The following is a 20797-nucleotide window of genomic DNA, read 5'->3' as shown; positions in this document are numbered from 1 at the left end:
AACAACGGTTTAACCTTGTTGAACCTATCTTATTTCTGGCAACTAGTCGTCAAAGGACTAGTAATTATTTTGGCAGTAACCATTGATAGACTCCGCAGACGTTCTAGACGCTAAAGAATTTCTTTGGGAATTGGGCATTGGGCATTGGGCATGGGGCATTGGGCATTGAGAATAGGGATGAGTCTTTGCACTCCATTAATGAGCCTTTGCACTCCATTAATGAGCCTTTGAACTCCATTAATGAGCCTTTGAACTTCATTAATGAGCCTTTGAACTCCATTAATGAGTCTTTGAACTCCATTAATGAGCCTTTGAACTCCATTAATGAGCCTTTGAACTCCATTAATGAGCCTTTGAACTCCATTAATGAGCCTTTGAACTCCATTAATGAGTCTTTGGTTTCTACTCTCCTGCCCCACAATGCCCAATGCCCAATGCCCCATGCCCCATCCCCAATAATAAATATACAAACTATGACCTCTACTACTACTCGTCGTAAATCCAGCACATTTTATGTAATTTTGATTGCTGGTGCTGCTGCCCTCGGCGGCTTTCTGTTCGGTTTTGACACCGCAGTAATTAACGGCGCGGTTGGCGCTCTTTCTAATGCCTTTAACGCTAACAGTGTGTTAACGGGTCTTGCCGTGTCCCTAGCATTGTTAGGGTCTGCGGTAGGAGCCTTTTATGCAGGGAAAATCGCAGACCGTTATGGTCGAGTCAAGGCAATGGTAGCAGCTTCGGTGTTGTTTACCATCAGTGCCATTGGCTCCGGGATTGCCTTTGGAATCTGGGATTTTATCTTTTGGCGGCTATTGGGTGGCATTGCAGTTGGTACTGCTAGCGTTATCGCCCCAGCTTATATTGCTGAATGTTCTCCTAGCCATTTGCGGGGAAGATTAGGATCTCTGCAACAATTAGCGATCGTAGTTGGGATTTTTATTGCACTTATATGCGACTACTTTATTGCTATGTCAGCAGGTTCAGCCGAGTCGCCGTTTTTGTTTGGTATAGCCGCTTGGCGGTGGATGTTTTGGACAGAAATTCTCCAGCAATACTATATGGAATGTCAGCTTTAATGATTCCCGAATCTCCCCGGTACTTGGTTGCTCAAAGGCGGGAACCAGAAGCTGCTAACGTTCTGTCCAAGATTTTGGGCGGTGATGTGCTGGCAAAAATCGATGAAATTCGGCAGACAGTGCTTCGCGAACGCGAACCCAGATTTTCTGATCTCTTAAGCAGAAATGGTGGACTCCTTCGGATTGTTTGGATCGGAATAGGCTTATCTGTACTACAACAATTCGTTGGTATTAATGTAATCTTTTACTACAGCAGTGTTTTATGGCGTGCCGTCGGGTTCTCAGAACAAGATTCTCTAACAATCACGGTGATTACAGGAGCCGTCAATATTATTACAACACTGATTGCGATCGCCTTTGTAGATAAATTTGGTCGCAAGCCCTTACTTATAGTAGGTTCAATCGGGATGACCTTGACATTGGGGACGATGGCTTATCTTTTTGGCAATGCTCCCCTCGATGCTGCTGGAAATCCTAATCTTACCGGCAGCGCCGGGACTGTGGCTCTCATCGCAGCCAACCTCTATGTATTTTGCTTCGGTTTCTCCTGGGGGCCAGTAGTTTGGGTGCTGTTGGGAGAAATGTTTAATAACAAAATTCGAACTGCTGCACTTTCAATTGCTGCTGCCATGCAATGGGTTGCAAATTTCCTAATTTCCACAACGTTTCCTCCCATACTGCAATATTTCGGTCTAGGTTCTGCATACGGACTCTATACAATTGCGGCAGCTACCTCGTTATTTTTCATTCTCTTCTTTGTTAAAGAAACCAAAGGAATTGAGTTAGAAGATATGTAATTGGCATCCATTTACTACTCTGCCAAGGTACTTCCAAATAAAAAAATATCCCATCGTTTTAAGGGCAGGGGGGCAGGGAGCAGGGAGAGGAACAGTCGTGTTGAGTCCAGAAATTGGAATAATTTATTTCTTGGAAGTCCCCAAAACAACTTGATTGGGTTCGTAGTGAGCGCTCAAGCAAAAAACTAAAGTCCTTACTACGAACTTATCAAAATTAATCTGGTGTAGTAGTTGGGACATTTAAAGCACATAATAGACCAAGCTTTGCATTTATTTGGGATACCTGATGCTATTTTGCAGACATGGGCATAGCTAGCCTGCGATCGCAGGTAGAGGATTATTTTGAGTTGATATTAGACTACGACAAACTACGCGTCAAATTAAAAGCAGTGCCGATGCACAACCTGACTTTTCACGTTATATGGAAAAGCGCACGAAAAACCTAACCCCCTAACCCCCTTCCCTACAAGGGAAGGGGGAAAATTCAAAGTCTCTCTCCTAAAAGGAGAGAGATTTAGAGAGCAATACAGTTCAGTTAAGCAATTTTTTCCTTCTCATTCTTCTCTCTGCGTCGCGCCAGTTGCTTCAAGTCGGGAAACCCGCCCAACGCACTGGCTTCTCTGCGCCTTGGCGGTAGCCTGCGGCAAGCCGAAGCGTCTACGTTAAAAAGTTGACTTTGATAACAGAGTTTTAGCCTTAACTGAACGCGCAACCCAACAAAGCCCCGAAAATGTTGGGTTTCGTTCCTCAAACGCCACGTGCTACAAGTCGGCATAGCCGCCCAACGCAGTGGCTCCTCAACCTACACATTTCAAGGTTTTTGGCGCTAACCCAAGCGTATTGGAATATAACTTGCTTCATCCAGAAAAAGACACAAAATTAATTCGGTAAAAAGCAAAATTATTTCATCACGTAAAAGCTTTAGTTCGAGTGTAATATCTTTCGCTACCAAGTCAGAATTAAACCATTTTCAAGTAATAAGTCAATGCTAAAAATTATTTTTCAAAGCTTTTTTATCGTATTTTTGGCAATTCCAGCAGTTTGGGCAGCACCTCCAGAAGATGATCCTAATGTAGTAGATGCTAATAGGAATTTGCAGGGACAAGTCACTTCTGTTTCCCAGTTTTCTGATGTACAACCAACCGATTGGGCATTTGGTGCATTGCAATCGCTGGTGGAACGCTACGGCTGTATTGCAGGTTATCCCAATTCTACCTATCGCGGGAACCGTGCCTTAACCCGTTATGAGTTTGCCGCAGGTTTAAATGCTTGTTTAGATCGGATTAATGAGTTAATTTCCACAGCTACTAGCGATTTAGTTAATAAGCAAGATTTGGCAGTGATGCAAAAGTTGCAGCAAGACTTTGCCGCAGAACTGACAACTCTGCGCGGACGAGTAGATACTTTAGAGGCACATACAGCAACATTGGAGGCGCAGCAATTTTCTACTACTACCAGGTTGAATGCTCAAATTATTACCGCCGTTAGTGATACCTTTGGTAATAGAGTGGGTGGCGATCGCGATGAATCCAATCTCTACTTTGCAAATCGGGGTCGTCTCAACTTTGAGAGTAGTTTCACAGGCAAAGATTTGTTGAGAGTCCGGCTGGAGTTTGGCAACTTTGCGAATTCCAATGGTACAAGCCAAATAGCCGCAGCCACAGGCACAGGGATGACACGCCTGAACTTCGATTATGACAGCAACAATACACTTTTTGTCCCCCACATCCGTTATTACTTCCCAGTCAGTGAGTCCCTTAACTTCGTTGTTGGCCCTACAGGCATTGGTTACACCGACATTTCCACCACCGTCACTCCCGCCACAATCGCTGATGACGGCAATGGGGTTCCCTCACTTTTTGGATCATACAGTCCCTTATTCCGGCGAGGTGGCGGCGGTGCAGCCGCTAACTGGAACATTACCAAAGACCTGGTTCTCACCTTGGGTTATTTAGCCAGCACTCCCAATGTGCCATCACAGAGCAACGGATTATTTGATGGCGGCTACAACGCCCTAGCGCACTTAGCCTATTATGGTGAACAAGGAGCTATTGGTATTGCCTACTCTCATGGCTATAGCCCTGCTGGACTAGTCGATGTCACGGCTGGGACGGGTAGCGCCCTGTCAAACGCTCCCTTTGGCAATAACATTGCTACTTCCAACGATATTATCGGCGCACAGGGATTCTACCGTTTCTCCCCGAATTTCCAAATCCACGGTTGGGGTGGATATATTTGGGCAAATGCCAAGAGTTCTGGTTTGAGTGATATTTCCAATGGCAGGGGTGGAACAGATGCTCTATTTGTAAACAGTGGCGACAATGCCAATGTCTGGTTTGGCGCGATTGGTGTGTCGTTTCCTGATGTGGGGGGTGAGGGTAACTTGCCGGGAATTCTCTTTGGCATACCGCCGCGTGTCTCTAACAGTGATGTCCGTCAAGACCGAGATAACGCTTATCACATCGAAGCATTTTATCGTTATCGCCTGAACGACAACATCTCAGTGACTCCTGGTTTTTGGGTAATTCTCAACCCGGAAAACGACAGCAGAAATGATACGCAGTATGTGGGTGTGCTTCGGACAACCTTCGATTTTTAACTAAATGTCAGCACAATTCGCAATTCGCAATGACGCTCGCGGACTCGCTACCGCTACGCTAACGCAATTCGCAATTAATGCCCACGGATAAATCCGGGGGCTTAAACCCTGCATTGTTTAAAACTTATCTATCCATAAATGAATTTAGGGGCTTGTACCATCAAGGAAGAATTGGTCATGCTTGTTTTTGGAGAAAAATCATGGTCAAATTAACGTGAAAGCTAGCCTAGAACCGGCTTTTAGATATTGTAGATATTGTCTCCTTGTTTCGTTCCCAGTCTCCGACTGGGAATGCAGTCATAGAGGCTCCGCCTCCCTTGCTGGCGGCAGAGCCGCTTTCGAGTTGCATTTCCAGCCCAGAGGCTGGAAACGAGATTTGAAAAGGCTTTTAGCTTAAGTTGACACCAATGTACATCAACCCGGTGCGAACTCATTTGTTGCTTTTGCAAACCCATTTGTTACTTTAGCGAACTCATTTGTTACTTTTGCGAACTCATTTGTTACTTTTGCGAACTCATTTGTTGCTTTTGCGAACTCATTTGTTACTTTTGCGAACTCATTTGCTGCAAATGCAAACTCATTTGTTACTTTGGCGTATTTTAGCCAATACGCGCTACTTCTGTATATTCCGCTTCATTTGTTCTAACTCATCCTGAGTTTCCCAACTACGGAACTTTTCTTCTAAGTCATCAAACCCACCAGAAAAATTGCTAGTTTTATTCGACCAGCCAACGGTTTCAAAACGCTGCTGGGTTTGCGCTTTAGCACGGGCTGTCTGTGCTTCGGCGGCTTTAGCTTGCACCTCCTGTCGGCGCTGCTGAATTTTTTGCAGTAGTTCTTGAGATTGGTTAATGCGTTCTTTCAGCCCTTGCATATGTCCCCAACGCTGATTTCCTTCGCGTAACAAGGCTGCTTCTCGCTCACCCGCAGCACTCGCCAAATCTTCTCTATTGGCGTTTTTGGCTTTTTCAATACGGATATGCCAACGCTGAATTTCTTGAGCGGTAGACAGAATTTCTTCTTGCGATCGCTTCTCTTGTAATTTTAAATCTGCGATCAGTTTTAATGTGTCTTCCTCTTGCTCACGCAGCTGTTCTAGCAGCGCCTCTAACTCCAAATGTGGATTGTTACGCAAGAATTCTTCTAAACGGTTTTCAAGAAACCGACTCAAATCATCAAATAATCCCACTGCTAGAACTCCAGAGATCGGGTGCGTGACTATTTTATTGTAGTGATTATCTTGTACAGAGAGTCAACATTTTGTCTATTGCTGTGAATATCTCGGAACTTCCGCCGCCTTGTAAGCGGTCGAGTAATAGCATAATCTGGCGTTATTACCACGTTAGTTTGTTTGGGCGCTTGGGTAGTATAAATTACCGAAAAAACTAATTTGGTGTGTGGTAATGTTCAAAACTAATTTATCAGAATCCCGTGCTTGGGGAGCATTTTATACCTCGAAGTTAATGAATCGCCATATTGGGGCGATCGCAGCTTTAATTTTAATTAGCTTACTGAGTTCATTGAGTGGAACACCAATTGACCATACCATCTCTAACGCTTGGGAAGGCTTTCTCTGGGGATTAGCAGATCCAGTAATTAGCTTGGATTGTTTAGTTGGTATTATTGCTATTGGCTTACTCTCATCTGTGTTTGTTCGTGGCGCTGCGATCGCTGGATGTTTTGTTTTCGCAACAGTCTTGGGCATTGTAAGTCATCTATACCAGCTAAATTTACCAGGCACAGAAATAGCCATCGCCATTTCTACCATTGCTTTTGGTACTATGCTGATGATGCCAAATCAACCAAACTTTATAGTGTTTGCTCTGGTAAGCATTAGTGCTGGTTTATTTCAGGGTTACGCTAATGCTGAATCTATTATTGGGGTAGGAATGATGCCAGTAGTTGCCTATATACTAAGCATTACCTTAACTCTGTTTGTGGTTGCGATGAGTGCTAGAGAAATTGGTATTGCAATGGGGGTGGGAGAAATAAACCGAATTTTACCTTGGAAAATCAGCCTTGCTGGTTTCGCTTTATGTGCGATCGGTATCGTCTTTTTGAGCAATTCGATCATTTAAATCACACATTTCAATACAGTAGAATAGACATCTCCAGAAATTAAATATGCGTTAACCAGAACCCTTGTAGAGACGTAGCACTGCTAAGTCTCTACATTTATTTGTGGGGGCGTACAACTAGCTGTGCGCCCCCATTGCTTCTTCAGACGGGACAAAAGCAAGCGTTCTAGTGAATAAGTTGATCTCCCTCTGCGCTAATCTAGAGGCTATATATAGATAAAGGGTTATGACACCTGAAGAAATTGCGGGTACGTTAACAGAATTATTTGGCACATCGGCTGTTAGTGGCATTGCCCCTGGCGAGTGGCAAGTAGACACTTCTACTTTTCGGCTATTGGTGCTGCTTTCCGCAGATAATACTTGGCTGCGAGTTTTACTGCCTATTCTACCCATCCAAGAAGCCCAACCATTTTTAGAACAGTTCCTAGAAGCCAACTTCGATGACACTCAAGAAGTCCGTTACGCTTTGTATGAAGGGGTAATTTGGGGAGTATTTCAACATAACAGTGGCACTTTAGTGAGTGTAGATTTGTCTTATGCAATCAACCGACTTGTATCTCTCCATCAGGCTGGATTAGATAATGTCTTTAATCGACTAATTGAAAGCCGCATCCGGCAAATTATTCAGGCCGCAAAACAGCAAGGACAATCTCTACAAGCTACGATGCAAAGTTTAGAACGCTTTTACGCAGAAGGAATGATGGGCGAAATCAATCAAACCCCAGAGGCGCGAGAAGAAGTCTTAACTGCTTGGCGGCGTCAGTTAGAACGTTTATGGAATGAGGGTTAATTTCAATTTTTCAAATTAAACAAATTTACCGATATATTTATTTATCATGGATATCATTGAAATCCTCAAAGAAGACTATCAAAGATTCCCAGTAAATCAAACTTATAATATTTATGCCCCAGAGGTTTATTTTCAAGATCCTCTGAATAAATTTCGTGGCGTTAAACGTTACAAAGAAATGATTAATTTTATCCAAACTTGGTTTTTAAACCCCAAGATGGACTTACACAATATTCAACGTCTAGAAAATACAATAAAAACCGAGTGGACACTTAGCTGGAATACTCCTCTGCCCTGGAAGCCACGGATCTCTATTCCTGGTTGGAGTGAATTAGGTCTTAACTCTGATGGCTTGATTGTCTCCCATATCGATTATTGGAACTGTTCACGCCTAGATGTGGTGAAGCAGCATTTTTTCTCTTGAAAAAGTCAATAATTTAAATAACTGAATAGATAATTGCTATTAAACTAAAAATAATTAGGTAGTTTAACTGGAATATTTAGCCGGAATAATTATCATGGCTGCTCCCCACTCCGAGTGTGGTTTTGGAAATAGAGGTTTCAGGTTTCCGAAGCCAGCTAATGACAAGATCATATATCCATAGAATCTACTGAGAAAAATCATACTGTCTAATGATTTTTCCGTTTCTTCTTCTGATAAAGCGCCACCTTGGGTGAAAAGCCAGTCCGGATGAGCATTACGATCTCGTAGGTAAGTATGGGCTGTCATCACAGGAGTGTGAATATCATTCCATTCATCAGATAAGTATTGACTGATGAAATTTTTTAAACTACTACCCACATTAAATTTAGACTTACTCTTTTTAGCTTGGAAAGGTTGAGTATCAATATTCCTCAGAACAGCCTCAAGAATTGTAGATACAAGTAGTTCTCTAACTTGCCAGTTTGATTGGTGAGAAGCTTCTATAAGTTGGAAGAAAATATTGCGACAAATATCACTACCCCGTTCATTTCTGGCAATGAATTCAGTGAGTCTGATAAAATACTCTTTCCTTAGAGGAGAAATTTTATCTAAAAGTGATAATAAGTTAAGTGAATAAATAGGCTTTTTTCGTCTAATTTCTATGCGTTCTTTATATCTTAACTGTGCTGTATGCTGAAGTAGGCTAAGTTGTTGGGGAGCATCCACTTTTGGAAGATATACAGATTTTAGGAGAAAATAACAGACAGAAAGAAGCGTGAACCAGGAATCATGAACCAGGATAAACAAGAACGGCTCAAAGCGTGCTTACAAGAAGTGGCAACATTGTTGTATGAAGAAGCAGACAAAAGTAAGCTAACAGACCTGGAAGGCATAGAAAAAACAGTTCGCAGTCAAATATTAGAACTAGTTAGCCCAGAAATAGCCCTTTTTTTATCGAACAAAAAACTGGAACAAAAGTAGGTAAAACCAGGAAAATTAAAAGCTTGGTGGGGGAACTGACTCTTAAAGCCAAACAGTTACAGAAACTGGGTTTGAAGCCCAGAAGTCGGTTAAGCCCATTACTTCAAAAGTGTTGTTTGAGGCTGTCAGCTAACGAATCATACCAAAAAGCAGAAATTGAAGTTGAGGCATTGACAGGAGTGAAAGTGGGTCACTCAACGCAACAAAAATTAGTACTGTCACAAGATTTTGAATTACCACTTGCAAAACAAGCAGTTTCAGAAGTCAGTGTAGATGGGGGAAAAGTCCGACTCCGGGGTAAACCGAAAGCCGGGTGTCACTGGCGAGACTATAAAACCGTAAGACTACAAGGAATTTACTATAGTGCGTTTTTTGATGACAACCAATCATTAGTTGATTATGTCAATAGCCAGCGTCTGGTTAACCCATTAGTATGCTTGGGGGATGGTCATGATGGCGTGTGGAATTTAGTCAAAGAGTTTGGTAAAACAGAGCATTTTCAGCGTTGGGAAATATTGGATTGGTATCACCTCAAAGAAAATCTCTACAAAATTGGCGGTTCTTTAAAGCGGCTTAAAGTTGCTGAAACTCTTTTGTGGCAAGGTCAAGTCGAAGAAACTAAAGCTTTATTTCATAATCGTCGAGGCAAACAAGTTAAGAACTTCATCGCTTATCTTGAAAAACATCGCTCTCGCATTGTCAACTACAGCTATTACCAGGCTGAACAACTTTGTTCTATTGGTTCTGGTGCAGTCGAGTCTGCTATTAAACAGATTGGAGCTAGGATGAAAATTTCTGGCGCACAATGGAATGTTGATAGTGTTAATCAAATCCTCTCAGTTCGTTGTGCTTATCTCAATGGTTTACTGGCTATTTGAGTATTTCTGCCAAAACTGGATGCTCCCATACTATCTTAGTTATATTGAACAAATTTTAATATTTGGATAATATATATATAGTAATCCGGTTTGATTTCTGAAATGATCTATGTGGCAAGGGAACAGGGAACAGGGAACAAAAAAAAGGCTCTTTAAGGTGTACTGAGTTTTTTCAAAAATCAAATATGAAGACACTTCTATTTTATGTTCACGCGTTCCGAACTTGAAATCAAAACCATCCAAGAGTTACGTGACTTATGCCGACGCTACGGTATCAAGCCGACAGGGAACCCACGATACAAAGTTTCTTAGAGGATGTTTGAAAAGTCCTCTTCTTGGTAGCAAAACGTTCTAGATCCCCCTAAATCCCCCTTAAAAAGGGGGACTTTAACTCCGGTTCCCCCCTTTTTAAGGGGGGTTAGGGGGGATCTAAAAGTGTCTAAAAGCACAACGAAATACTTTTCAAACAACCTCTTACATCACTTCTCTGATGGCATTCCCGCAATTACCGCAATTAGCATTACATCAGATGCAAGAAGGAAGAGGGTTAAAGGCTCCCACTTTCACAACTTTTCAGTATATTGGCGCAGCAATAGATGAGATGAGTTCACCTACAGATGAGCAAATAGCACTGATTCGGCTAACGCTGGAAGGTAGGAAAATGAGTTACCCCGATAGATTTGAACAAGAAAAGCTGTTGAAGTAGCACAAAGCTAAGATGCTGGTTGAGCAAGCTTTTGCAATGTTGAGCCAGTAAACAGGCATTATCGTGCAGGATAGCACAACTGTACTGCCCTACGGGGGATTGAAACAAAATCCCTCAATACTTTAGAGTGAATAATAGACTCAACTTCAAAGTGCGATCGCAATGACTGATAAAGAACTCAAACATCTAATTGAGACTAATGCTAAAACAGTCCAAGCTATGTTAGATGAACTGGCGGAAACACGGCAGGAACGCCAAGAACTCCGAGAAGGAATGCTCCAAATTCAGAATGCAGTGTCACAATTAACGAACATACAAGAGAGAATAACCAATTTACTAATTTCTCTTGATGGCGATCGCCCCACAATTCTCAAAAAACTCTCAGCACTGGAAACTAAGCTCGATCAGTTATTGCAGCAAGACCCAACAGACGAGTTAGGTTGAAGAAAAATTCAGAAGTCAGAATTCAGGAGTCAGAATCAAGACGCGACGCTCGAATACTCGCTAACGCTCCGCTATCGCGGACTCGCTAACGCAACTCTTAGAGACGCTACGCGAACGCTATCAGTCGGAGATTCAGACCGCGCAGGAATTGAAGACCACCAAATTTTCAATTTGGTGGGGGTGCAAAAACGCCGATTATTCATCCACCAGTCGTACAGAATTCATTCTGAATTCTGACTCCTGACTCCTGAATTCTGTTCGGTAAACACTCATAATAATGCCTAGACGTGTCGAAACGACATTTATTTCCTTAACAGTCGATAATGTAAATAAATGTAAAAAATTCTCAGTCAGGACAAAAGTATCTATGCGTGTAATTTTAATGACCGGTAAAGGCGGCGTGGGCAAAACTTCCGTTGCTGCTGCAACTGGACTGCGTTGTGCGGAATTAGGGTATCAGACGTTGGTTTTAAGTACAGATCCCGCCCACTCCCTCGCAGATAGTTTCGACATGGAACTCGGACACGCACCCCAAAAAATTCGCCCAAATCTGTGGGGTGCTGAATTGGATGCACTGCAAGAACTGGAGGGAAACTGGGGTGCTGTGAAACGTTACATTACCCAAGTTTTACAGGCAAGGGGTTTAGACGGCGTACAGGCGGAAGAATTGGCAATTTTTACCAGGCATGGATGAGATTTTTGGCTTGGTAAGAATGAAACGCCATTACGATGAAGGTGAGTTTGATGTTTTAATTATCGACTCAGCCCCCACCGGTACAGCACTGCGCTTGTTGAGTTTACCTGAGGTCGGTGGCTGGTATATGCGCCGTTTTTACAAACCATTTCAAAACATCTCGGTGGCACTTCGGCCCCTAGTTGAACCTTTGTTTAGACCAATTGCTGGTTTTTCCCTACCTGATAAAGAGGTGATGGATGCACCTTATGAGTTTTATGAACAAATTGAAGCTCTGGAAAAAGTATTAACAGATAATACTCAAACCTCAGTGCGTCTTGTCACCAATCCCGAAAAGATGGTGATTAAAGAATCTCTCCGTGCCCATGCTTATCTGAGTTTGTATAATGTTGCTACAGATTTGGTAGTGGCTAATCGGATTATACCAAGTGAAGTCCAAGACCCATTTTTCCAACGTTGGAAGGAAAGTCAGGAGCAATATCGCCGGGAAATTCATGATGATTTTCACCCTCTGCCGGTGAAAGAAGTTCCCCTATTTTCTGAGGAAATGTGTGGATTAGCTTCATTAGAACGCCTGAAAGAAACTCTTTATAAAGATGAAGATCCAACTCAGGTTTATTATAAAGAAACAACTCTAAGAGTTGTACAAGAGGAAAACCAATACAGCTTAGAACTTTATTTACCGGGTATTCCTAAAGACCAAGTTCAACTCAGTAAAACTGGAGACGAATTAAACATTACTATTGGCAACCATCGTCGTAACTTAGTTTTGCCACAAGCCTTAGCAGCACTACAGCCATCAGGGGCAAAGATGGAAAACGACTATCTGAAAATCCGCTTTGCTGACAGCACAAAAGTTTAGTTTGTTGGATGTTTTTCTATCAACAAAAGGTTAAAACTGAAGAAGAATTCAGAAGTCAGAATTCAGGAGTCAGAATAAATCAGTGGGGGATTCAGACCCACCACTGATTTAAGACCACCAAATTGAGGAATGAGGATTAAATTAGATCCATAACTTTTTTCTGGGGGCATGGCACTGAAATGCTTTTATGCAGGAAATCTGGAAGTTAATAAATCCTTATTCCTGAAATTTGGTGGGAGTTTTAAACCCGTTTATTCATCCACCACTCGTACAGAATTCATACTGAATTCTGACTCCTGACTCCTGAATTCTGTTTAGATAAAAAGCAAGATTCTTTTCTTGCTAATGACACAGACGCTATTAAACTTGCGTCTTTTTTTATGATTTTTTGGTTAATTATTATAAAAGGTAAATAAATATTTATATTAATGATTTGACCGTAGTTTTACTGAAGACAAATTGATGAAATAAATCTCAAAATATCTTTAGATTTAGTTATGTCAATTTTCAAATTATTAATTTATTTTTCTATAAGCAATGACCTCCAATCCTGAACAAAATTCACCCTTATACCGTCATGAAGAAAGTTTACTGCGCCGCATTACAAACCGTATTCGACGCAGCTTAGAGTTGGAAGAAATTATCACAGTGACAACGGCAGAGGTGCGATCGCTACTAAAAACTGACCGAGTGATGATTTACAAATTTCATACTGATGGTAGCGGTCAAGTGATTGCTGAGTCAATTTACGAAAATCGGTTGCCATCGCTACTGGGGCTGAATTTTCCTGCTGACGATATTCCCCTTGCCGCCCGTGAACTCTTTATTAAATCACGAGTGCGTTCTGTTGTTAATCTTGATACTCAAGAGATTGGTCAAAGTCACCTGCGTGACTTGGAAAATGGAGAAACTATATCAGAGGAAATTCATTACCGCCCTGTAGAACCATGTCATATTAAATACTTGAGTGCGATGGGAGTCAAATCTTCTGTAGTAGCGCCCATTATTTATCAAGAGCAACTTTGGGGGTTACTGGTGTCTCATAATTCTGAAGCACGTCTGATTTCCGAATATGATCTAGAAGCAATACAGATGGTAGTCGAGCAGTTGTCAGTAGCGATCGCTCAAAAGTACCCTTCTCACACAAGTCCGTAAAACAGCCGAACGGGAAGCGATCGTTAACCGCATTGCGACCCTACTACATTCATTACCGACAATTGTATTACAACCAGCCCTAGAAGCGGCTGTTGCTGCCTTAATGGAGTTGGTGGCAGGCTTTGCATTAGAAATGCAGCTTTTGATTCCCATAACAGTAACGCGACCAGCTTAACAGAATGTTTAATACCAGGAAACAGTTGCGCCAAGCTTTATATCTGTGGACAGCAACCTGTGATGCCAGAACAAACCATATATCCACTCATAGAGCAGTATAGCGTCTGGCAGGAACACTACAAGTCTGGGAAATACGATACTTGGGCGATTTCAGATATATATCAAACTCCTAGTTTGCGAAGTTTGCAACCCGCTTTTCAACCAACTAAAATTCGCAGTATGTTGATGATCCCACTTCACTATCGTCAGCAATTGCTAGGTTATTTAAGTATTTTTCGCAACGAAATAGATACAGAAACGCTATGGGCGGGGCAGTATGACAGCGATCAAAGGCAACTGTACCCCCGGCAATCGTTTGAGGTTTGGCGCGAATATAAAAAAGCACAAGCTCAAAAATGGACAGTCGAAGAAATTGATCTAGCTACAAACATCGGTAAACATTTTGCTTCAGCAATTCAGCAGTATGAATTATACCAACAAGTACAAACCTTCAATGAAAATTTAGAAAAACAAGTTAAAAGACGCACAGTTGAGTTACAACGGACAGCTGAACAAGAACAGGCTGTGTTTAAAGTGATTACCGAAATTCGGGAATCTCTTGACACCGATACTATTTTTCAAACAACCACTAAAGAAGTTTGTCAATTAATCAAAGCCGATCGCGTTTCTGTTTATCGTTTCGATGCTAATTGGGGTGGTGAATTTGTCGGGGATTTTGAGGCTGCTAGTCCCTACTGGTCGAATGAGTCCGAACTAGGTATTAATACAATTTGGAATGACACCTACTTACAAGACACACAGGGAGGACGTTACCGCCACAATGAAACATTTGCAGTCGATGACATCTACAAGATGGGGTTTACCCAGTGTCATATCGACATTTTAGAGCAGTTTCAAATTAACGCTTTTGTCCTTGCGCCAATTTTTGTAGGGCAAAAACTTTGGGGTTTGCTAGCAACTTATCAACACACCGGCGCTCGGCAATGGAAAACTTCTGAAATTAACTTTCTCAGTCAGATTGCTGCCCAAATGGGCGTAGCACTCCAGCAAGCTGATTTACTTACTCAGACACGACAACAGACATTAGATTTGCAACAAGCAGCAGAACAACAACGGGTATTGTTTGAAGTTGTTGCCAAAGTTAGGGAATCTCTTGACTTAAATGCAATTTTTCAGACAACCACCCAAGAAATCTGTAAATCACTACAAGCCGATCGAGTTGCCGTCTACCGTTTCCAGGCTGATTGGAATGGTGAATATATCGCTGAGTTTGTGGGGGATGGCTGGGTAAAAGTAGTAGGTTCCAATACTAAGACAGTTTGGAAAGATAGCTATTTGCAGGAAACCCAAGGTGGGCGATATCGTCACAATGAAACCTTTGCAGTTGATGACATCTATAAAGCTGGTCACTCTCAATGCCACGTTACGGCTTTAGAGGAAATTCAAGCAAGAGCCTATGCGATCGCACCTATATTCACCGGGCAACAGCTATGGGGCTTGCTAGTAGCTTATCAGAATTCTGCACCCCGCCATTGGGAATCCTCGGAAATTAAGTTTATTACTCAAATTGCCAATCAACTTGGGGTTGCACTCCAGCAAGCTCAGTTGCATAATCAAACCAAAGAGCAGACAGAAAAACTAGCTCAAACTTTAAATGATTTACAGCAGACTCAAACCCAATTGATTCAAACTGAAAAAATGTCCTCATTGGGTCAACTGGTAGCTGGTGTTGCTCACGAAATTAATAACCCGGTGAACTTTATTTATGGCAACATCAATCATGTCAACGATTACACCCAAGATTTGCTGAGTATACTAGACCTCTATTTGCAAAATACCCCTAATCCCAGTCCTGAGATTCGCGATCGCTCTGAAGAAATAGACTTAGAGTTTATCATGGAAGATTTGCCCAAAACTCTGTCTTCCATGAAAGTTGGAATTGATCGCATCCGGCAAATTGTCTTGGGTTTACGGAATTTCTCCCGCCTTGACCACGCAGAAATGAAGCCGGTTGATATTCATGAGGGCATTGATAGCACCTTGCTAATTTTGCAGCATCGCTTGAAAGCAAAACCAGAAAGTCCGGCGATTAAATTAGTCAAAGAATATAGTAACCTTCCCTTAGTAGAGTGCTATGCTGGGCCACTAAATCAGGTATTCATGAATGTTTTAAGCAACGCGATCGATGCTTTAGAAGATTACAGAGAATCTCAATCAAAAACTCATAGCAGTCAAATTACCATTCGTACTGCTCTCGGGAGAACTCGAAGGTAATGTCAAGAGCATAGTAATTCGCATTACAGACAATGGGCCAGGAATATCTGAATCCTTGAAAGCTAGAATTTGCGATCCGTTTTTTACAACTAAGCCAGTGGGAAAAGGCACTGGCTTGGGGTTGTCAATTAGTTACCAGATTGTCGTAGATAAACATGGTGGTGTGTTGAAATGTGATTCTCAACCTGGGTTAGGTACAGAATTTTGGATTGAAATTCCAATTAGACAAATCAACTAATCATAGAAACAAAAAATCAACTTGCATAGTGCAGATTATCCCTGGTTTAGAAATGAAGAATGCAAAGTTATGTAATAATTTTGGTCTTCTGCAAAAAGTTTGAGTTTTGGAGTGAAAGCATAGTAGATTGATAAATGATAGATAGCTAGAAGCTGATTTATGCTTGACTAAGGTTTAACGCTTAGGAGGATACATGATTATGAATTCGATGAATCCCTCTGAAAACGTCATTAGTTGTTTGCAGACTATCTTGGATGCCACGGCTACAGGAAATTACGATCTTTTTCTTACAGTAGGTGATTCAGACTACAGAGTTGATATAACCAAAGAAAATTTTGACCAAGTTAGTTCCTCACTAATTCCCCGTATGTCTGAGGGCTATACAACTACTTACTTCGGTCATCTCAAACAAGGAGAAACTCAGACCTATTTGTGGAAGCTGAGTTTTGCTGATGATGGACATGAATATATAGTACGTATGGGGATGAAGGGGGACAAGTTAATCTGATATGGATTACTTAATATATATGCATATCTGCTGTGAAAACAAAAATACGCTGTAGGGTAGCAAAGATGTGCTACCCTACAATTCTTTTTAACAAAGTGTAGGGGTTTAAATCCCCGGGTTCTATCAAGCCGCAAGTGTAGTGGCGGGGTCTAAATCCCCGTTACAACACGTAATTGCGAATTGCGAATTGCCGAATTGCGAATTGGTTTAACTTCTAAGTTGCACCGGCATAGCTAAATAGGTCATTTTCAAACCACCCAATGGTGTAAAAATCACTGGAGTTAGGCTTTGATTCAAATGCATTTGAATTTCCGTAGATGGTAACTCTTTGAGTCCTTCCATCAAATATTTAATGTTAAAAGCAATTTCTATATTCTCCCCAGAAATTTGTGCCGGCATTGACTCTCTACCACTGCCCACATCTTGAGCTTCACAAGATAAGGTAATTTCTTGGGCATCGCTGTCAATACTCACCTTGACAATATTATTTTTCTGATCCGCTAGCACAGCAATCCGCTCCAAAGTGCTGACGAATTGTCGCCGTTCAATTGTCACTTGCCGCTCAAATTGACGCGGAATTAATTGTCGATAAGCAGGATATTGCCCTTCTAATGTCCGACTAGTCAAGCGTTGATTTTGCCATGCAAATACAACTTGACCTTGATCGAAATATAAAGCTACAGGTTCATCTGATGAAGCGCTATGAGCTAGCATTCGTTGTAGTTCGCGTAATGCTCTAGCTGGTACTGTCACTTCTACTTGACTAGTTCCACCTAGAGGACGTTCGTTGCTAGTTTCTACCACTGCTAGGCGATGTCCGTCGGTAGCTGCAAATTCTAGGGTATCTTGTTTAACTGTTAAATGCACTCCCGTGAGTACTTGCTTGGTTTCATCACCACTTGTAGCAAACAATGAACCGCGTAATCCCTCAATTAATGCAGCAGTGGTGAGATGGATTACTTCTGTATTTTCAATTACTGGTAGTTCGGGAAATTCTTCAGGCCCCATTGCTCGTACTTGGTAATGTCCACTCTTGGGTGTGAGTGTGACAATTAAACCTTCTCCACCTGGTGTTGCACCTGTGAGGGCTGATTCATCGTCTAGAGTGATTTCGCCTTCTGGAAGACGAGAGGTGATGTCTACAAGTAACTTAGCAGGAAGTGCGATCGCACCACTTTGCCATACCTCTGCGTTAAAGCTGGTACGGATTCCTAAGCTAAGATCAAAGGCTGTTAAGCTTACTTGGTTAGTTTCAGCATCCGCTTGGAGCAGCACATTGGCAAGTACTGGATGAGTTGGTCGTGAAGGTACTGCACGACTAACGAGTGAGAGATTTGTACTGAGATCGCTTTGGGAGCAAACTAATTTCATAAATCAGATTCAGCTGGTGAAAGATATCGTAACATCCTTATTGTTTATAGGCGATCGCTGTTTTTTGGTTAGTGCGTAGATGTAGCCTCCCGTAGGTATTACTGTTAAATATTGAGGGTTAGCAGCATAATGGGCTAGGACTGCCTATTTTGTGACAGAGCGCTGCACAAAGACCTACAATACTAGGTGCAGCCAATTTACAGCGCCCAGTCACAAAGAAGTTACAATCGGTTAAGTACAAGTGTCTGCAAGAACTAAGTTCTAAACAGCTGAGTCTGAGCGTTCTATTTGCTGCCGAATGGTATCAATAGAAGCATTAATGCCAGCTAGTTTGGATTCTAAATCATCTCGCATCCAAATTAAGAATTTTAGTTTCCGCTCTAAGCTAGCTTTGTGCGAAATGGGTTCGCTTCCATAACAAACATTACCCCAAAAAGGAAACATAGTTTACCTCTGTATTTAGCTTTTGTAACAGTGCAATATATTGCACTACTACATTGTGACTAATAATAATCAGACTGGTGTGTGTGACAACCGACCATTATTGGACGTGCTTAACGAATAGTTTAAAGGTTCTGGCAATTTGGCATCACAACTCTCTGAATTGCCGTTTAAATTAAGATATCAACAGAACAGAACAACCACAAATCGCCAGTTGTTGACCCAACGCTTTAGAATAACTCCTCAAGCAACGAAAAGCGCTTGGTCATCGCTCCGCTACAACTGGCTAGTAATTTACTAGAAAATATATAGCAAATCAGCGATCGCTCTCCTCAACTTTAAAAGTTTTCGGTTTATTGACATCAGTCCCTTTGGACGATACGCTGCTGAAAAAGCACGACCCCAAAAGTAAGAAGCCACCACGGAGTACAAGCTGCCACCAAGGTGTAATGGTTCCCTCAAGATTTAAGAGATTGTACATCATTCCTAGCAAAAGTACACCAGCTAGCGTCGGAAACACGCTTCCCTGACCCCCTGCGAGAAAGGTTCCTCCCATAACGGTTGCGGCGATCGCATCCGTTCCCAGCCAAAGGCCGCCACAGGCTGACCCGCCCCTAAACGAACGGCGAGAACGACACCAGCAAGCCCTGAAAGCAGACCACTAAATGTATAAACTAAGAGTTTCACTCCGTTTGGGTTCACGCCCATGAGCCGGGAGGCTTCCTCGTTATTACCGATAGCGAAACGTATGCAAACCTAATCGGCTTCTGTGCAGCATAAACCAAGTCGCAAAATATAAGAGGGCAACTATAAGCACGGGGACAGGGATGGAACCAATGAACCCCCTGCCCAGCCAAACAAGTCCCGATGCTGCCGATGGTACGGCAATTGACCTCTCCTCGGTGATGCTCAACGCCAGTCCGCGTGCAGCACTGGCAGTAAATAACGTCACAACGAACGGTTGGAGCCGCGCACGAGACACCAGAAGACCATTGACTACACCAAGCAACGTGGTGCTGGCAATGCCACCGATAATTGCCACGAAGCTTCCTTGTCCAGCAAGCATTGCTGCGACAACACCGCCTAAAGCAACGAGCGCACCCACAGACAGATCGATTCCTCCACTGAGAATCACCACAGTCATGCCCAGCGCCACGATCGCCAGCATACTATTCTGTCGCATGATGTTCATCAGATTAAGGGGTGTCAGGAAGGTTTCATAGCGAAACGATGCGAAAACAGCCAAACTAAAGAGTATGAGCAGCAGACCTTGCGAGGTGAGAAACTTGGCAAGAGACTTTGTAACAGCCATGACGCGTTAAATCTCCTTAGGACGCTGCAAAAAGATGGCGAAAAGAATGATTACGGATTTGAAAACTAATGACCAAGTAAACGGAATCAGGAGCATATTGAAACTTGTAGAGATTACTTGCATGAGCAAGGCTCCGACAACAGTGCCAAGTATATTTGCACGACCACCAGAGAAAGGTGTGCCGCCAACAACAACAGCCGCGATCGCATCAAATTCTGCGTTGATACCAACCTTGCTCGGATCGCCCATGCCAAGCCTCGCTGTCTCGACGAGTCCGGCAAACCCGGCAAGCAGGGCGCTAATTATATAAACTATATATTTCACCCGCTCCGCACGGATACCCGCAAGTCTTGCGGCCTCCTCGTTGCCGCCAACTGCAACGATATGACGCCCAAAAAGCGTAGAGCGGATACAGAAGAAAGCTGCTACAATAACGACTCCCGCAATCACAACCTGAATTGGGATAGAACCGAGATAGCCCTTTCCCAGCGCTTCAAATGTGGGATGAGTAAAGGGAACTAGCTTACCATCCCCGACAACCTGAGCAATTCCCCGCCATAAGATGAGAGCCGCTAAGGTGGTAATCAAGGCATCAAGTTTCAGACGTGAGATCAAAAAGCCATTGAGCAGACCAACCAGCAAAGCACCGCTCAAGGCGAACAAGATGGCAACAGTCATCCCATACTTAATTAGCAATGCCACAATGACTGAAACCAATGCCATAGTAGAGCCAACCGTGAGGTCGATGCCACGGGAGGCAATGACAAAGGTCATCCCAACGGCAACTAACATTGTTGTGGATACTTGGAGCAACATATTTAAAGTGTTGCTAACTGTAGCGAAACGCGGAGTGAAGACGGCGTTCGCAACATAGAGAATTAGCAGTGCCGCAAATGCACCGAAGTTCGGGTTCCACAGGGTTCCCCAACCCAGATCAGGCTTCTTACTCTTCATTGTTTGTCTTCCTTCTCTTGCTTTGCGTCCTTTGCGTC

At 42.7% G+C, this 20797-nt stretch carries 19 protein-coding genes and 3 pseudogenes; 12 read left to right on the top strand and 10 right to left on the bottom strand.

Annotated features, from left to right (window positions below; all coding sequences use genetic code 11):
- Positions 1-110 precede the first annotated feature (110 nt).
- Entirely contained in the window at positions 111-470 is a 360-nt protein-coding gene (locus ANSO36C_RS05210) for a hypothetical protein (protein WP_251958677.1), read from the bottom strand.
- Between ANSO36C_RS05210 and ANSO36C_RS05205 the strand changes: the two are divergent.
- Both ANSO36C_RS05205 and ANSO36C_RS05200 read left to right on the top strand, forming a co-directional pair.
- Positions 435-1873: pseudogene (locus tag ANSO36C_RS05205) on the top strand (sugar porter family MFS transporter). The gene ANSO36C_RS05210 and the pseudogene ANSO36C_RS05205 overlap by 36 nt on opposite strands.
- A gap of 302 nt (positions 1874-2175) precedes the next feature.
- On the top strand, positions 2176-2319 hold the full coding sequence (locus tag ANSO36C_RS05200) for a hypothetical protein (protein WP_251958676.1): 144 nt from the start codon (positions 2176-2178) through the stop codon (positions 2317-2319).
- 89 nt (positions 2320-2408) lie between these two features.
- On the opposite strand, the gene ANSO36C_RS05195 is transcribed toward ANSO36C_RS05200, so the two are convergent.
- A complete protein-coding gene (locus tag ANSO36C_RS05195) occupies positions 2409-2624 on the bottom strand; it encodes a hypothetical protein (protein ID WP_251958675.1) in 216 nt (71 codons plus the stop codon).
- A 234-nt stretch (positions 2625-2858) separates the two neighbouring features.
- Between ANSO36C_RS05195 and ANSO36C_RS05190 the strand changes: the two genes are divergently transcribed.
- Entirely contained in the window at positions 2859-4472 is a 1614-nt protein-coding gene (locus ANSO36C_RS05190; RefSeq protein WP_251958674.1) for an iron uptake porin, read from the top strand.
- 613 nt (positions 4473-5085) lie between these two features.
- Here the strand turns inward: ANSO36C_RS05190 and ANSO36C_RS05185 are convergent.
- Positions 5086-5661 carry a TIGR04376 family protein gene (locus ANSO36C_RS05185; RefSeq protein WP_251958673.1) on the bottom strand — a complete coding sequence of 192 codons (576 nt, stop codon included), beginning with the start codon at positions 5659-5661 and terminating at the stop codon, positions 5086-5088.
- A gap of 214 nt (positions 5662-5875) precedes the next feature.
- On the opposite strand from ANSO36C_RS05185, the gene ANSO36C_RS05180 reads away from it, so the two are divergent.
- From ANSO36C_RS05180 to ANSO36C_RS05170, 3 genes are all read left to right on the top strand, one after another.
- On the top strand, positions 5876-6550 hold the full coding sequence (locus ANSO36C_RS05180; RefSeq protein WP_251958672.1) for a HupE/UreJ family protein: 675 nt from the start codon (positions 5876-5878) through the stop codon (positions 6548-6550).
- A gap of 226 nt (positions 6551-6776) precedes the next feature.
- The gene (locus ANSO36C_RS05175; protein ID WP_251958671.1) at positions 6777-7340 is read left to right on the top strand and encodes a hypothetical protein; all 564 of its coding nucleotides are present in this window, start codon (positions 6777-6779) and stop codon (positions 7338-7340) included.
- Between the two features lie 46 nt (positions 7341-7386).
- On the top strand, positions 7387-7764 hold the full coding sequence (locus ANSO36C_RS05170) for a DUF2358 domain-containing protein (protein WP_251958670.1): 378 nt from the start codon (positions 7387-7389) through the stop codon (positions 7762-7764).
- Between the two features lie 63 nt (positions 7765-7827).
- Here ANSO36C_RS05170 and ANSO36C_RS05165 read toward each other — a convergent pair whose 3' ends face one another.
- A complete protein-coding gene (locus tag ANSO36C_RS05165) occupies positions 7828-8490 on the bottom strand; it encodes a hypothetical protein (protein ID WP_251958669.1) in 663 nt (220 codons plus the stop codon).
- A 63-nt stretch (positions 8491-8553) separates the two neighbouring features.
- Between ANSO36C_RS05165 and ANSO36C_RS05160 the strand changes: the two genes are divergently transcribed.
- The 6 genes and pseudogenes from ANSO36C_RS05160 to ANSO36C_RS05135 all read left to right on the top strand — a co-directional run bounded on the left by ANSO36C_RS05160 (position 8554) and on the right by ANSO36C_RS05135 (position 16681).
- Positions 8554-9623 (top strand): ISKra4 family transposase gene (locus ANSO36C_RS05160; RefSeq protein WP_251955560.1). Its coding sequence is split into 2 segments (ribosomal slippage): positions 8554-8710 and positions 8710-9623, totalling 1071 coding nucleotides; the frame shifts between segments, so codons are not numbered across the junction.
- A 490-nt stretch (positions 9624-10113) separates the two neighbouring features.
- Positions 10114-10329: a hypothetical protein gene (locus tag ANSO36C_RS05155; RefSeq protein WP_251958668.1), complete on the top strand. Its 216-nt coding sequence runs from the start codon at positions 10114-10116 to the stop codon at positions 10327-10329.
- A 162-nt stretch (positions 10330-10491) separates the two neighbouring features.
- On the top strand, positions 10492-10773 hold the full coding sequence (locus ANSO36C_RS05150; protein ID WP_251958667.1) for a hypothetical protein: 282 nt from the start codon (positions 10492-10494) through the stop codon (positions 10771-10773).
- Between the two features lie 367 nt (positions 10774-11140).
- Positions 11141-12329, top strand: a pseudogene (locus tag ANSO36C_RS05145) (TRC40/GET3/ArsA family transport-energizing ATPase).
- A 537-nt stretch (positions 12330-12866) separates the two neighbouring features.
- A pseudogene (locus ANSO36C_RS05140) lies at positions 12867-16173 on the top strand (GAF domain-containing protein).
- 199 nt (positions 16174-16372) lie between these two features.
- Positions 16373-16681: a hypothetical protein gene (locus ANSO36C_RS05135; RefSeq protein WP_251958666.1), complete on the top strand. Its 309-nt coding sequence runs from the start codon at positions 16373-16375 to the stop codon at positions 16679-16681.
- A gap of 207 nt (positions 16682-16888) precedes the next feature.
- On the opposite strand, the gene dnaN is transcribed toward ANSO36C_RS05135, so the two are convergent.
- The 6 genes from dnaN to ANSO36C_RS05105 form a co-directional block, all read right to left on the bottom strand.
- Positions 16889-18052 carry a DNA polymerase III subunit beta gene (gene dnaN, locus ANSO36C_RS05130; protein WP_251958665.1) on the bottom strand — a complete coding sequence of 388 codons (1164 nt, stop codon included), beginning with the start codon at positions 18050-18052 and terminating at the stop codon, positions 16889-16891.
- Between the two features lie 261 nt (positions 18053-18313).
- Positions 18314-18496, bottom strand: a complete 183-nt coding sequence (locus ANSO36C_RS05125; RefSeq protein ID WP_251958664.1) for a hypothetical protein — start codon at positions 18494-18496, stop codon at positions 18314-18316.
- A gap of 313 nt (positions 18497-18809) precedes the next feature.
- Positions 18810-19013: a hypothetical protein gene (locus ANSO36C_RS05120; protein WP_251958663.1), complete on the bottom strand. Its 204-nt coding sequence runs from the start codon at positions 19011-19013 to the stop codon at positions 18810-18812.
- Positions 18998-19201: an ABC transporter permease subunit gene (locus ANSO36C_RS05115; RefSeq protein ID WP_251958662.1), complete on the bottom strand. Its 204-nt coding sequence runs from the start codon at positions 19199-19201 to the stop codon at positions 18998-19000. Before ANSO36C_RS05115 ends, ANSO36C_RS05120 begins: the two co-directional genes overlap by 16 nt.
- A gap of 22 nt (positions 19202-19223) precedes the next feature.
- Complete coding sequence (locus ANSO36C_RS05110; protein ID WP_251958661.1) at positions 19224-19676, bottom strand: ABC transporter permease; 453 nt, start codon at positions 19674-19676, stop codon at positions 19224-19226.
- 135 nt (positions 19677-19811) lie between these two features.
- A complete protein-coding gene (locus tag ANSO36C_RS05105) occupies positions 19812-20759 on the bottom strand; it encodes an ABC transporter permease (protein ID WP_251958660.1) in 948 nt (315 codons plus the stop codon).
- Positions 20760-20797: the final 38 nt, after the last annotated feature.

The organism is Nostoc cf. commune SO-36, assembly GCF_023734775.1.
GTDB lineage: Bacteria > Cyanobacteriota > Cyanobacteriia > Cyanobacteriales > Nostocaceae > Nostoc > Nostoc commune_A.
This window is presented reverse-complemented; position numbering and strand designations above follow the sequence as displayed.

Coding starts and splice junctions, on each gene's coding strand:
- ANSO36C_RS05200 (WP_251958676.1), top strand. CDS start 2,176: ATGGGCATAGCTAGCCTGCGATCGCAGGTAGAGGATTATTTTGAGTTG.
- ANSO36C_RS05190 (WP_251958674.1), top strand. CDS start 2,859: ATGCTAAAAATTATTTTTCAAAGCTTTTTTATCGTATTTTTGGCAATT.
- ANSO36C_RS05180 (WP_251958672.1), top strand. CDS start 5,876: ATGTTCAAAACTAATTTATCAGAATCCCGTGCTTGGGGAGCATTTTAT.
- ANSO36C_RS05175 (WP_251958671.1), top strand. CDS start 6,777: ATGACACCTGAAGAAATTGCGGGTACGTTAACAGAATTATTTGGCACA.
- ANSO36C_RS05170 (WP_251958670.1), top strand. CDS start 7,387: ATGGATATCATTGAAATCCTCAAAGAAGACTATCAAAGATTCCCAGTA.
- ANSO36C_RS05155 (WP_251958668.1), top strand. CDS start 10,114: ATGGCATTCCCGCAATTACCGCAATTAGCATTACATCAGATGCAAGAA.
- ANSO36C_RS05150 (WP_251958667.1), top strand. CDS start 10,492: ATGACTGATAAAGAACTCAAACATCTAATTGAGACTAATGCTAAAACA.
- ANSO36C_RS05135 (WP_251958666.1), top strand. CDS start 16,373: ATGAATTCGATGAATCCCTCTGAAAACGTCATTAGTTGTTTGCAGACT.
- dnaN (WP_251958665.1), bottom strand. CDS start 18,052: ATGAAATTAGTTTGCTCCCAAAGCGATCTCAGTACAAATCTCTCACTC.
- ANSO36C_RS05125 (WP_251958664.1), bottom strand. CDS start 18,496: ATGTTTCCTTTTTGGGGTAATGTTTGTTATGGAAGCGAACCCATTTCG.
- ANSO36C_RS05115 (WP_251958662.1), bottom strand. CDS start 19,201: ATGGGCGTGAACCCAAACGGAGTGAAACTCTTAGTTTATACATTTAGT.
- ANSO36C_RS05110 (WP_251958661.1), bottom strand. CDS start 19,676: ATGCGACAGAATAGTATGCTGGCGATCGTGGCGCTGGGCATGACTGTG.
- ANSO36C_RS05105 (WP_251958660.1), bottom strand. CDS start 20,759: ATGAAGAGTAAGAAGCCTGATCTGGGTTGGGGAACCCTGTGGAACCCG.